General features: G+C 42.0%; 10 protein-coding genes. 2 read left to right on the top strand and 8 right to left on the bottom strand.

From position 1 onward, the window contains the following. Positions 1 to 36: 36 nt before the first annotated feature. The 5 genes from ATS75_RS13805 to ATS75_RS13790 form a co-directional block, all read right to left on the bottom strand. Positions 37 to 1,668, bottom strand: a complete 1,632-nt coding sequence (locus ATS75_RS13805) for a serine hydrolase (RefSeq protein ID WP_268801572.1) — start codon at positions 1,666 to 1,668, stop codon at positions 37 to 39. Between the two features lie 602 nt (positions 1,669 to 2,270). After that, on the bottom strand, positions 2,271 to 2,399 hold the full coding sequence (locus ATS75_RS20755) for a hypothetical protein (RefSeq protein ID WP_268801571.1): 129 nt from the start codon (positions 2,397 to 2,399) through the stop codon (positions 2,271 to 2,273). Positions 2,400 to 2,611: 212 nt separating this feature from the next. Beyond that, on the bottom strand, positions 2,612 to 3,790 hold the full coding sequence (locus ATS75_RS13800) for an alpha/beta hydrolase-fold protein (RefSeq protein WP_058561002.1): 1,179 nt from the start codon (positions 3,788 to 3,790) through the stop codon (positions 2,612 to 2,614). Positions 3,791 to 3,902: 112 nt separating this feature from the next. After that, a complete protein-coding gene (gene glmS / locus ATS75_RS13795) occupies positions 3,903 to 5,723 on the bottom strand; it encodes a glutamine--fructose-6-phosphate transaminase (isomerizing) (RefSeq protein WP_058561001.1) in 1,821 nt (606 codons plus the stop codon). Positions 5,724 to 5,838: 115 nt separating this feature from the next. After that, a complete protein-coding gene (locus tag ATS75_RS13790; RefSeq protein ID WP_058561000.1) occupies positions 5,839 to 6,594 on the bottom strand; it encodes a DeoR/GlpR family DNA-binding transcription regulator in 756 nt (251 codons plus the stop codon). Positions 6,595 to 6,750: 156 nt separating this feature from the next. Between ATS75_RS13790 and ATS75_RS13785 the strand changes: the two genes are divergently transcribed. Further along, entirely contained in the window at positions 6,751 to 7,653 is a 903-nt protein-coding gene (locus ATS75_RS13785; RefSeq protein ID WP_058560999.1) for a pepsin/retropepsin-like aspartic protease family protein, read from the top strand. Then, complete coding sequence (locus ATS75_RS13780; protein WP_058560998.1) at positions 7,653 to 8,183, top strand: sugar O-acetyltransferase; 531 nt, start codon at positions 7,653 to 7,655, stop codon at positions 8,181 to 8,183. Before ATS75_RS13785 ends, ATS75_RS13780 begins: the two co-directional genes overlap by 1 nt. A 73-nt stretch (positions 8,184 to 8,256) precedes the next feature. Here the strand turns inward: ATS75_RS13780 and ATS75_RS13775 are convergent, their stop codons facing one another. The 3 genes from ATS75_RS13775 to ATS75_RS13765 form a co-directional block, all read right to left on the bottom strand. Next, positions 8,257 to 10,659 (bottom strand): ABC transporter permease, encoded by a 2,403-nt coding sequence (locus ATS75_RS13775; RefSeq protein ID WP_058560997.1) that lies wholly within the window; start codon positions 10,657 to 10,659, stop codon positions 8,257 to 8,259. Between the two features lie 68 nt (positions 10,660 to 10,727). Continuing rightward, positions 10,728 to 13,124 (bottom strand): ABC transporter permease, encoded by a 2,397-nt coding sequence (locus tag ATS75_RS13770; protein ID WP_058560996.1) that lies wholly within the window; start codon positions 13,122 to 13,124, stop codon positions 10,728 to 10,730. A gap of 201 nt (positions 13,125 to 13,325) precedes the next feature. Next, positions 13,326 to 14,045 carry an ABC transporter ATP-binding protein gene (locus ATS75_RS13765; protein ID WP_058561185.1) on the bottom strand — a complete coding sequence of 240 codons (720 nt, stop codon included), beginning with the start codon at positions 14,043 to 14,045 and terminating at the stop codon, positions 13,326 to 13,328. Positions 14,046 to 14,099 lie beyond the last annotated feature (54 nt).

Genomic DNA, 14,099 nt, shown 5'->3' with positions numbered 1-14,099 from the left:
TGTCATATTACTAAACTTGTATTTCGGAATATCGGTCTAAATTTTGTTCGCCTTAGTTTTGACCGGGCCCTGCTTTATAGTTAATGCAGTTACTCTGCCGCTATCATTTTTATGGAAAATAATTTGAAGCTCGATAACTTTGGCAAAAAATGCCTGTTCGCCCTCTGGGTATATATTGAACCCCTGTTGTCCAGTGGCTTGGGCGAACAATGTACCATTGCGAAGTTCCACCTCAATATCAAACTGTGATGGGATTCTGTAGCTGCCAACGAATTCAATTAATTCAGCTTCTGATAAGTGGATTGCTTGTTTGGTTGCAACGTCATTACTAATTTTACGCCCTGGTATCATCATTCCTCTCATTTTAACTATAAGGCCGACAACATTATTGTTGTTGTCTTGCTTAAACGATATCGATACATCAAAATCTTCACTCTGGAACTGGTTGTTAGATTTGGCTATCAATACCATAGGCGGCATACCTGGAAGTTGAGCTATCAATTTATCTTCTAATGAGGTGATCTTGGTATTTACACCTTTGCGTTCCATTTGATAAGTGCCAACAAAGCTAGACAATGTATTATTTGAAGGCGCCACTGGATTTGAGGAAACTGCTTGGTTAATACTTAATTTAGTTAAATGATCAAGAATAAAGCTATTAATCTGCAAGCTAGCTTCACTTTCAACATTGGACAGCACCACAACACTCATGTTGAACTGTGGCAAAAACGAAAGTACCGAAGTAAAGCCATCAATTTTGCCGCTAAACTGATAAACATCGACTTGATTATCTTCTTGAACGCCTCGCTGACTTATATTCACTCCCATACCCGTACCATTGTTACCAACCAGTTTGGCCAAACTAACAGTAGAAATAACCTTGTGGCTATACAAGGCTTGATTCCAGCGAACCAAATCGCTAGCACTAGATGTTATCGCCCCAGCGGAATAAACATTACTCCAATCCACCAAAGGGGTAGCTTCAATCTTTGAGTTAGTAGATCTATGGCCGGCAACCTTGAAGTCCCTTGAAAAAGAGGTCGCTGTCATTTGCAAGGGAACGAATAGAGTTTCATTTAAAAACTCTGCGACCGATTGGTTCGTGACTCTTTCAATGATTTCGCCTAGCAAAAAGTAGCCTGTATTGCTGTATTGATTGGTTGATCCCGGGGTGAACATTAGAGGCTTGCTCTGAACTTGCTGTAACACCTCATCGCGTGTTCGCTTCAAGTACTTAGCCTTTTTAAACTCAGCGGTTTGAGTGTAATCAGGGATACCTGAAGTATGAGTTAGTAAGTGCTCAATTGAAATTGACTTCCAAAGCTTTGGGCAAGAAGTCAAATACTTACAAATACTGTCAGATAAAGATAATTTATTGGTTTCACTTAGCCGCAATAAACTCACTGCAATGAACTGTTTAGTTAATGAAGCGATGGGAAACACGGTGTCGTTTTTTATACGCTTTTCTTTTCTTAGCTCTGGATTTGTTGGTTCACCAACTATTGCTTGCAAACCAAAAGCTTTGAAGAATAGGGGGTCGTCTCCCTTGGCGACTAATACCACCCCCATAAACTGATTCTTTTCAACTTTACTTTCTATATACGTATTGAGGTTTGCTGTATCAAATTCTTGTGCTTTTGCACTACATAGAATAAAAAGCAAACACATTACCAGTGCTCGCAATGGATAGGGAATTAATCTGTTATTCAGTTGCATTGTCTTGTTCATAGGTGGATAGCTCAGCCATAAAAGATTTAGTGATATCTAATTAGTGACCGCTACTCAAAAATCTTTCAGAATGTGTGTGAAAAAATTACATAACACTTTGAAATATTATTTAATCGACTCTCTCTTTGCCCTTCTACTCAAGCTTAAATTACCCTAATCGCATACCTTAAGTTATCTATTATCTCTGTTTTAAATATCCGTTAATGTTACGGCATAAATGTAGGTATGGAGCCTGTAATGTATAGACTGCCGTTATATTATTCAAACCCCACTGCATTTCACTTAAATAGCTACTTGAATAACTTGGTCATTTTCTAAAGTGTCTAAAATAAAGCTGGGCAGTCCATACATCACTAACTGATGGGCGTCGAATTCCAAGGCGTTCTGAGGTTTGGCAACTTTTCGGTATTTAGTGGAAACTGTTCTTTAATATCTGTAACTGAAAAATCCCAGTCGAAAGTAACTGAACAGCCCTAAGTTAGACAGCAAATGAACGATTTAACCTATGAGTTAATGCAGGACGCCTATAACCCCTTTCTTTACTAGGAAACATCACTGACGGTAAGAAAAGGCTTATAGTGTTTATCATGACCTTGGCCAGGCTTTTTCATCGTTAAGCGTTTAATGAACTCTAAGATTGCTTTTGGCGCGGGCACAAGAAAAGTTTTCATTAATAGGCCTTAGCGTGGATATATTAAATATCTTTGAGCTTAAGTGCGCCTTCCATCGCGATTTCGAGCCACGACCTAAAAATAGTGAGTGGGGCTTATCAGCTAAACCTTCAATGCCATCGCACGGAATAACGCTTCTTCTAATTTGTTCGAAAGCGCTTCTAACCTGAATAAGCCTTCATAAAAAACCAACAATTAAGTTGGCAATATTATTAGTTATTGCTCAGCTCTGCTTGCAGCCTAGCTTTTGTTTCTTTTAAGTAATTTATATAAGGATATGAGTCGTCTGCAATTGTTAAAGCTGATTCCATATGTTTAAGCGCTTGGCGAGTATTACCTTGCATTTCATAGCCATAAGATAAAGCTGAAAGCGCATCGACTGATTGCGGGTGATTTTTTATATTGTACTTAAACACCTCAATAGCACGGGTAAACTGCTTGTTATCCGTTAGGTTATAACCGAGTGATCTAACAGCGCGATCCGGTGGTGATATTTGCTCACCCCATTGCTGAGATAATGTTTTATAGTATGCATTAATCGATGCCACATCGTCAGTTAACGCACTTATGGGCATTTGTTTAGATAAAAATAAGTTGTAATAGGCATTAAATGCCCCAGCACCAGAAGTCAGGTTATGCGAGATGCCAGCAAACGCATCACTAAAAAAGCGTAACCCTCGCACTTTATGCGATTGCAGTGATTGCTGCAATTCATCATACCTTTCACGCATTATGCCGGCTTCTTCGCCAATATTGATATAAACGTAGTTATTCATATTTTTCGTTTTAGCTATAAACGATTTTGTGCTTTTTACCATTGCGCCATAATTCCACCAAACCGCAGGACTATAAGCAATATGCGCTTGGAACAACTCAGGTTTGGCCTGCAACGTATATAACGAAAATACACCACCCGCAGAGGCGCCAGAAATTACTTTATAGTCATGCGTACGATAATTTTTATTAACGAGAGGAATAAGCTCTTGTTCAAAGAACGCTAAAAATTTTGCTGCGCCGCCTCCTTCACCAACTGGGCCCTGCGGTTCCTTGTTCACTGTAGGATACATATCTCTGAGGCGATTAGTGTTTTCAATAGCGACAATAATAACCTCAGGCGCACGATTATCATTTTGTAAGCGCTCAATAATAGTACTAGCAAGCGGAATATTACCCGCGCCATCTAAACGATAAATGACTGGATAAACTTTATTTGGTTTAGATTGATAGCTTTTAGGCAACTGAACGACAACGGTGCGCTGTTCGTTTAAAACAGCCGACTTAAAAGTAAGTGTTTGCTGGAAGTAATCTGTACTTTGGTGTTTCATATCCGATTGTGCAAAAGTACTGTGTGAACTAAAAATAAAAAAACACAAAGCGGTGAGTAAGCGCATAACCAATCCTTTAGATAATAATAACTTACTAAAGTTAACAGAGTTTCAGGCACAAAAAAAGGTGCATAATGCACCTTTTTAGCTTCAACAGGTAATTACCAACCTATTGATTTTACTCAACTGTAACCGATTTTGCTAAGTTACGTGGTTGGTCAACGTCGGTACCTTTAATTACCGCTACGTAGTATGAAAGTAACTGTAGTGGGATTGTATATACCACTGGTGCAATCACGTCGTCTACATGGTTTACGTTGATAACGCGCATTGTGTCGTCTGATGCGAAGGCTGAGTCTTTGTCAGCAAATACATAGATGATGCCGCCACGTGCGCGTACTTCTTCTACGTTTGATTTAAGCTTTTCAAGCAATTCATTGTTTGGTGCTACAACAATAATTGGCATGTCGGCATCTATGAGTGCTAATGGGCCGTGCTTAAGCTCGCCGGCTGCGTAAGCTTCAGCGTGGATATATGAAATCTCTTTAAGCTTAAGCGCACCTTCCATCGCGATTGGGTATTGCGAACCGCGGCCTAAAAACAGTGAGTGGTGCTTATCGGCAAACTCTTCTGCAAGGTCTGCAATGCCATCAGCAAGCAATAATGCTTCTTCTAATTTGTTTGGAAGCGCTTTAATTGCGTTAACAATAACACTTTGATCTAAGCCTTTTTCCTGCGCAATAGACGCAGTAAGCATTAACAAACCAACTAATTGTGTGGTAAATGCTTTAGTTGACGCAACGCCAATTTCAGCGCCTGCTTTGGTCATAAAGGCAAGATCTGACTCACGCACTAATGACGAGCCAGGTACGTTACAAATGGTCATTGAGGCCATGTAACCTTGCTCTTTCGCTAAACGAAGTGCAGCTAACGTATCGGCTGTTTCACCCGATTGTGAAATCGTCACAAGTAGGCTGTTTTCATGCACGAATGATTGGCGATATCTAAATTCAGACGCAATCTCAACATTACAGCTCACGCCCGCGAATTGCTCAAGCCAATAGCGTGCAACCATGCCTGAGTGGTAAGACGTACCACAGGCAATAATTTGTACGTGTTTTACGTCTTTAAAAATTTGCTGCGCGCTGTCGCCAAAGGCATCAATGGCAACACGGTCATCATTTAAACGGCCGTCTAATGTATTACGTACAGCAAGTGGCTGTTCGTAGATTTCTTTTAACATGTAATGACGGTATTCACCTTTACCTGAGGCATCTTGGGTGATGTTTGATTCAATGACTTCGCGCTCAACGGCATTACCGGCTGCATCAAATATTTCAACACTGTCGCGCGTAATACGTGCCACATCACCTTCTTCAAGGTAAATAAAGCTGCGTGTTACTGGCAATAATGCTAACTGATCAGAAGCAATAAAATTTTCGCCAAGGCCCAAACCAATTACTAGCGGGCTGCCTGAACGTGCAACGATGATTTCATTATCATTTGCTTTATCAAAGACCACAGTACCAAAGGCACCTTCAAACTGCTTAACAGCGGCTTGAACAGCGGCAAGTAATGTTGTGTGCTGTTGGCGAAGTTGATGAATTAAATGCACCATCACTTCAGTATCAGTATCAGATAAAAACTCGTAGCCGTCGCCTTTAAGCGCTTCACGTAGGCTGGCGTGGTTTTCAATAATACCGTTGTGCACCAAGGCAATTTCACTGTTTGAAATGTGCGGATGCGCATTGGCTTCAGTTACGCCACCATGAGTTGCCCAGCGCGTGTGTGCAATACCCGTCGTGCCTTTAACACCGGCAGTTTCAAGGGCGCTGTCAAGGTTAGCGACTTTACCCACCGCTTTAACGGTGTTCAGCGTGTTGCCATCTAAAAGTGCAACACCCGCTGAGTCGTAACCACGGTATTCAAGGCGCTTTAAACCTTCAACTAAAATTTTATTTACTGGGCGTTCTGCAACTGCCCCAACGATTCCACACATAATATTCTCCATTTGCACGTGCCAAAATTTAATTTTAGGCCGTATGTGTTGTCATAATGATTAAAAGGTAAAAGCAAATGTTGTCGGTTTGCTTTTAACTAAATTGAAATTGCTATTAAACCTCGGCACAGATTAACTGTACACCGCATGCTTCAAGTGCCTTACGTGTATCAAGCGCAAGGCCGCTGTCGGTGATAAGCGTTGTCACATTTTGCCAAGGTAGTTCTAAATTTGGTATTCGACGACCAATCTTTTCAGACTCAACCAGCACGATTACCTCACGAGCGGCTTCAGCCATTACTTGGCTTAACCCTACTAACTCATTAAAGGTGGTAGTTCCTCTTTCAACATCAATGCCATCTGCGCCAATAAATAGCTGATCAAAGTCATAAGAGCGTAAAACGTTCTCTGCTACTTGACCTTGGAACGACTCAGAATGAGGATCCCATGTCCCGCCGGTCATCAATAATGTTGGTTCATTTTCTAGTGAAAGCAAGCGGTTAGCTACATTTATAGCGTTAGTCATAACCACTAACCCGCGTTTTTTGGCCAGCTCAGGGATCATCGCAGCCGTTGTGCGGCCACTGTCTATAATGATGCGGTTGTGATCGTTGATAAGGCTAGCTGCCGCTTGTGCGATTGCCATTTTGCGAAGCGAATCGCTATTTGCAACAATTTCTTGCGGTAATGCAATCGCACCACCGTAGCGGCGAAGTAATAGACCACTTTTTTCAAGTGCGGTTAAATCTTTTCGAATAGTTACTTCAGACGTTTGAAATTGCTCAGCCAATGCCTCTACAGCAACTTCTCCTAGCTCATTTACCTGGCTAAGTATTGTATGGCGACGTTGCTGAGTGTTTCGTTTGGTCATTAAATACCTGTTCGTAAGTTTCGTTTCGAAAGAAGCGAGATTTTAAACGAAACAAATGCATTTGTATATGAACAATTTTTAATCTTGCACGTTATTTTATTTTCCTGCACAATGTTTAAGTTACAACTATAAAAAACAATAAGTTAAAGGAATAATATGAAACGAATACTTACCCTATGCTTGGGCATTGTCAGCTCATCTGCGTTTGCAGGTGTCACACCTTGGTTAGATTTCACGTTAGAAAATGGTCATGTAAAAGTGCCCACCACCGTATCTGGCATCCCTAGTAAAGCAATTTTAGATACCGGCGCACAAATGAATGGTATTAACCCTCGCTTTATTAATAAAAATGAACTCGACCTTGATAAAGGGGGCAAAACACGGGTGCGTGGAGTATACGGTGTTGAAGATAAAGCCACGTATAATAACGTGCCTATCAATTTATTTGGTATGGAGACCACGATTAATGATGCGGTAGAAATTAACCTAGGTCATCATGAAAATTCACTGCTATTTGGTGCCGGTTTTTTCCGACAATTTGTAATGCAACTTGATTACCCAAATCAAAAAATGCGCTTGATCACTCATGATGCTTTGGATTTAAGTAAAATGAAAAACATCAAGATGGAAAAACAAAAAGGCTCTGGCATGCCCATTGTTGAAGTTGAGCTAAGCGAAGGTAAATCGATTTGGCTAATCCTCGATACGGGCAACAATGGCGGAATGGTAGTCAACCGTAACGTAGCGCGTAAAATGGGGTGGATTGAAAATATCGATCGTGAATCTCAAATCAGCAGAGGTGCAACCACCAGCGCCGTGACAGAAACCTTTCGCATCCCTTGGTTAAAGTTCGGCCCTTTTGAAATGGAGAATGTACAGGTTAGCATTCCTGATGAAGGTGAAACTGCCAACCTGAGAAGTCAGTTTGCAACAACAAACACACGCATTAAAGGTAGGAATGTAGAAGGCCTTATTGGTTATGATGTACTAAAACATTTTTTAATTACCATTGATTACAGACGCGGCAACGCCCATATCGGTTTACCAGAAGAATCATAATGCACACACTATTTAACGGCCTAGATAAAAGTACCCGCGAGTCACGCAAAGCCGCCCATGAAATATGTCGCTTATTTAATAAAAGCCCTAGTAAGGGAAACTTAAAACGCATAACAGGGCTGTTTGCTCACTCCGGCTCGGGCGTCATTATTGAAGCAGGGTTTCATTGTGACTACGGCGCGCAAATGCAAATTGGTGATCGTACGTTTATAAACATTAATTGCACGGTGCTAGATGCACCAATTCGTGAAGGTGCTATCACCATAGGCAATGATTGCTTAATTGGTCCGAATGTTCAGCTACTGGCTGTCTCGCATGCGGTTAACCCAACTGAACGGCTCAAGAAAGAAAACTTTGCAGCACCAATTACAATTGGCAATAACGTGTGGATTGGTGCAGGTGTGATTGTGTTAGCTGGCATTACCATTGGCGATAATGCGGTTGTTGGCGCAGGGTCTATTGTGACTAAAGATGTGCTCACTAATACTGTCGTCGCAGGCAACCCAGCCGTTAAAATTAACGATGTCTAACCACTAGATATCCGTGTGAGTAATAAGGCCTCAGGTTTTCCTATGAGGCCTTTTTTGTACCTGTTAGTGCTGATTATTCATAACGCAGGATAAGTGATGGCCGTGCACTGGCGGCTTTAAAAGCCAGGCTTGCAACGGTCAACCAAGTAATAACGGCAACCACGCCGCTCATAACAACATACAGCAATAACGATTGCTCAACGTGCAAAGCAAATCCTGAGAGCCAATCGGTTAAAATAATATAGGCCAGCGGCCACGCCACTAAACAACCTAGCGCAATCATGACTAAAAACTCCTTGGCTAAAGCGTTAACAATGTTCAACCTGCTTGCTCCGAGCACTTTTCTTATCGCCACTTCTTTGATCCGTTGTTGAACAATAAAACCCGTTAGCCCAAAGACGCCCATAATAATCAACACAACCGACAGTATACTGCCAACCACCACGGCATCTTTTAGGCGTTGCTGTTGTTGATATAAGGCTTGGTAATCATCTTCCAATAATGACAGACTCACAGGCGCTATGTTCAATCGCGATTTAATAAAATTAACGACTGCCTGCTTTACCTGTTGATCTGATCCATCTGCTACTTTAACAACTAAAGAATAATTCCCTCCCACACTGAATCCGTTTACAAAGACCACAGGGGCACTTTGATGATTAACAGGCCCCACTTTAATATCTTTAACAACGCCCACAATAACCCCTGTGGCGTGAGATAGCGGCCCCGCCGAAAACCGAATAGATTGGCCTATTGCACTGTGCGCATTAGTAAAGCCCAGTAAAGTTACGATCGATTCAGGTAAAATAACGCCAGCCTGATTCGTGCGATCGTTATACCCATCTGCAGCATGATCACGCGAAAAATCTCGACCCGCCACCAGCTTTAAATCCAGCGTCCTTACTACCTCAGCGCTCACTCCGGCCAGAGCCATTGAATGTGGCTCCTCTGGGTTGAGTGTATTCTCGATAAAAATACCTGCATTGGTCGATTGAGTAATAGAAAAATCCATCGCCACAGCCGACACCACTCCATCCACTTGCTGTAATGCACTAAAAAAAGCCTCATGCTGTGCACCATATAGCTTTTGGCCTGGTATATCATTAATAACCCATTGTTGCGCTTTACTGTAATTAACGGGTAATGACTGCAAAAACTGCAACTGCTTCGTGAGCGTCATTGCACCAATCAGTAACCCTATAGACAGGGTTATCTGAACCAAAAGCAAACCTTTACGGATCCAAACGCCTTGACGCCCTTGCTTAAGCTCACCGCTTAAAATTTCACGTGTTTTAAAGCTCGACATATACACACTAGGGTAAATGCCCGACACAACACCGATAATTGTCGCAAATATAAATACAGGCCCTATCCACTGCGCCCAGCCAGAGAAAGCAATTGGCCGACCAATCAAGTGCATAAAGCTGGGCATACACAACTCAACCAATACGCATGCAAGCACCATGGCAAACCATGTGAGTACAACCGCCTCACTCATAAATTGCATCATGAGTTGCGTCTTGCTAGCCCCCAGCGCTTTACGAACTCCAATTTCTTTGGCGCGGTTAGCTGATTGTGCAACACTAAAATTGACATAGTTCACACATGAAATAACCAGTAAAATAAGCGCCATCACAGCACATATCATCACTGAACTTTTAGAGCCACCCACTTTCATGTCATGAGCAAAGTTGGTACTTAAGTGAATGTCAGCCACAGGTTGTAACCGATATTGCACATGATCCCATTGCCAAATCTGCTTAAATACATTGCTCACCGACACCGCAATGTGGGCCTGATTAGCCGTGGGGGTGAGTGCCACATAAGTATGCGCCACATTGCCACCAATGTTTTCATAAGGTGCAAAGCTTTCTAACGATTGAAAATAAAAATGGCTGTTAACAGGTAAGTCTTCAAATATGGCAGCCACCGTTAATAAGCGTTGATCACGTTGGCGAGTCATCGTTTTACCAATGAGCGCCTCTGGTGTGAAGCCTGAACCAAACAAACGCAGTGCCTCCGTACGTGCTAAGGCTATTTTTTCTGGGGCTTGTAAAGCCTTGGTAATATCACCCGCTAGCACCGTCATTTGAATAAACGATAAAATGTTACTTGATGCCGCATAATGCGCAGACAACTGAAACCCATCAGCTTCAATGGTAACTTTGTCATCACTGAGCATGCGTGTTTTAAACAGATAAAAAACGCTTTCAATACCTGCTATATCAAGCAAATGCTGCTTAGCACGAGGAGTCATTAAAATGTGTTCATTACCGTTTTTTTGTGCCTGCATCACTAACCGATAATGATTAGCCACATTTGGCTGTTCCAACTCAAATGAGCGCTCTGTTTGAATAAACAGTGCCATTAGTATCAGCACAGCCATGCCTATACTGAGCCCAAGCATACTCAATAATGCATATTGTTTATGCTGAGAAAACGTTTTTAGTGCCAAACTCATATAGGAAGCAAACATCACTTCTCCTTAGTCAATTCAACGTAATTTATTACGGCTATCACTGTGATAGCCGTGTCATAACGTAATTACTCGTAACGTAAAATTAGCGAGGGGCGCGTGCTGGCAGCTTTAAAAGCAAGTGTTGCTACAGTCACCCACGTAATACCCGCAACAAAAACGGCCGCGACACCATATACCCAAAACGCTTGCTCAATACGGTCGTTAAAATTAGCTAACCAATCGCCTACTAATAAGTAAGTCACTGGATAGGCTAGGACGATACTAATACCAACAAGTACGAGGAACTCTTTTGCTAGAATATTGACAATACTAATACGTGATGCACCTAACACTTTGCGAACTGCCACCTCTTTTTGACGACGAATGGTCGCAAACGACGCGAGACCAAACGTCCCTAAACAAGTTAAAAATATCGCAAGCCCGGTGAAAATAAGTACCACACGAGAAACTCGCTCGTCCCCTGTTAGCACCGCTTTATAGTTTTCAGCTAATAAGTTTACTTTTGGCTCATAAATATTGGCCACCTCTGCTAAGGCAGTGTTCACTTGCTGCTTGATCATAGGGAGGTTTTGCAAATCAACCGTTAAGATCACTTCAGATACCGGCGCTAAATAGTTAAAGCCACATAAAAACATAATATTAGAATTCGCATCTTGGGCATTCCCGACTTTTACATCTTGCACAACTCCCACTACACGCATATCTACATTACGCCCTGGATCTTTGATTGTTTTGCCTATAATGTCGGCCACATTGCTATAACCGGCCTGTCTGGCAACAGTTTCTGTAATAATGGTACCCACCGTTGTAACCCCATTGGTCCTTGTTGCCCAATCGCTGGCATATTCACGGCTAAAATCTCTCCCCGCCATTAATGTAAGGCCTAAACCTTTAACAACATCAAAGCCCGAACCTATCACAGGGGTGATGCCATTTGATGACTCACCATTAGGCCATACAGGTTGAAGTGTATTGTTAATTGAAACGGTTAAACGAGTATCAATAACCGTTGCCTGATCAACGCCTTCAATCGCTCGTAAACGGTTCATTAACGCACTAGGTTGTTGAGTAAACACAGTTTGCACAGGTAACTCTGAAATAACTAATCGCTGCTGTGTTTGATAACCTAAAGGGAGACTTTGAAGGTGAGCTAATTGCTTTAACAAGGTCACCGAGGCAATAATCAAGCCGATAGCTAATGAAGCCTGCAGGGTGAGTAAGCTTTTACGCACCCAAATAGCTGTGCTGCCTCGTTGTAAGTCACCACTTAATACACGCTTAGCACTAAATGATGAAATAAACAGTGCAGGGTATAAACCAGCCAGTATTCCCACTGACATGGCAACAGCCACAATACTCAACCCAAACACAGAGGCGTAATTGACGACAAGCTCACGATCGACCAACAGGTTAAAACTTGGCAATATAAATTCAACACATACACACGCTATGATCATCGATAATAACGACACCAAGACTGACTCAGCTAAAAACTGGGTGACTAATTGCACTTTACTTGCGCCAAGCGCTTTACGCACGCCAACTTCTTTTGCGCGCTTTGTTGATTGTGCCACTGTCATATTAATAAAGTTAAAGCCAGCAATCAGAATAAGTAATACACTTAAACCAGCACAAATCATCACCACTTGCTTTGCACCCCCAGCTTTCATTTCAAAAGGTGATTTTGCTGTTAAATGTAAGTCTAGTAATGGGTGTAACTCAATGGCGATTTTCCCTGCCATCTGACCATTAAAATATTGCTTAGACAATGTATCTGCCAATGCTATTGGATCAGCCTGTGGTGTTAAACGCATATAGACATAGCTGCTATTGACCATCAAGTTGCTCGGATCATGCTTTACATAAACAAGATTTTTAAACGCAAAGTGCGTATTGCTAGGCAAGTCAGCGAATACCGCTCGCACAGTGTATTGGCCTTGCTCGTGTTGCAAAGTCGTACCAATAACATTCACCGATCCAAAAATACGCACAGCTTCTGATTCGCTTAGCGCTAAACTATCCGGAGTGCTCATGGCATTTTTTAAATCACCGGCCAATGTTTCCATCGTGATAAAGTTTTCAATATTTGGCGTTGCACCGTATAACTCATTAAGCTTGTAACCCTGATCGCGATACTGCACATCAACCATCGCCTCCCGAGTCATTGACACCATAGTTAAACCAAACACTTCTTCTACTTGCGTATAATCTGTTGCTTGAACCGCTTGTGAATAATTAAATATCGGAATCACCGACAGTCCTAACTTAGAAAAATCTTGCCCTACGCGGTAAACCTGCTCCGCGTGGGGTTGTTGACTATCGTAAGACAGTTCGTTCTGTGCAAACAAGGCCACTAAAATAGCGGCCGCTAGGCCCACACTGAGACCCATTACATTTAATATAAAATGCTGCTTTTGCTGCTTAAATGATCGCATTGCGGTCATAATATAATTTTTAAACATCATTAAATTCCTTCTTGGCCTGCTTTAGAGGTCAAAATAAAACGGCTGAAAAGCGACAAAATCGCTCACCATTTCACTGAGATAGGCATAAGAAAGATCATCCTTGATTGCGCATACACTCAGTGTAAAAAATAAGATTGCAGCACGCGTACTGGCTAATTAAATAGGCACATACCGCACTACATATCTAAAGCGCGAGCATTAGGCTACTTGACCCTGTTTAACGCTTGAGACCTCGTGTTGCTGTGAATTCGCTTTATCAACCATGACTTTGCCATCAAGCAAACGCACTAACCGATCTGCATAAGCACCTTCTTTCTCAGAGTGAGTAACCACAATAACCGTTGTCCCTTCACGGTTTAGTTCTCGCAACATGGCCATGACTTCATCACCATTTTTGGAATCCAAGTTACCGGTTGGCTCATCGGCTAGAATAAGCTTAGGGTTAATTACCAAAGCACGCGCAACCGCCACACGCTGTTGTTGGCCTCCTGATAATTGTTGTGGTAAATGATCTGCACGATGATCAATGCCCACACGCTTTAAAATGGCTTCAACGCGCTGCTTACGATCGCTTTTTGAAATTTTTTGATACTGCAATGGCAATTCAACATTCTCAAATACGGTCAGCTCATCGATTAAGTTAAAGCTTTGAAAAACAAAGCCAATTGATGCCTTACGCAATTCAGCCAATTGCTTTTCGCTATAACCCGCAATATCAACGCCCATAAAATTAAAGCCTCCTGATGTAGGCGAGTCGAGCATCCCCAAAATAGAAAGCAAGGTAGATTTCCCACAACCTGACGGACCCATAATAGCTAAAAACTCGCCTTCATTAACCGCTAAACTGATATCGTTAAGCGCTGTTGTTTCAATGTCTTGAGTGCGAAATACGCGACTTAAATTGGTAAGTGAAATCATCATTTTTATTCCTTAATTCGGTTTAATTTTTTAAGTTAATCTGGTTCTTGTTCA

Origin of the sequence: Pseudoalteromonas sp. H105, assembly GCF_001469215.1 — a bacterium.
GTDB lineage: Bacteria > Pseudomonadota > Gammaproteobacteria > Enterobacterales > Alteromonadaceae > Pseudoalteromonas.
Note: the sequence above shows the minus strand (reverse complement) of the source record. Positions and strands in the feature narration are given on the sequence as shown.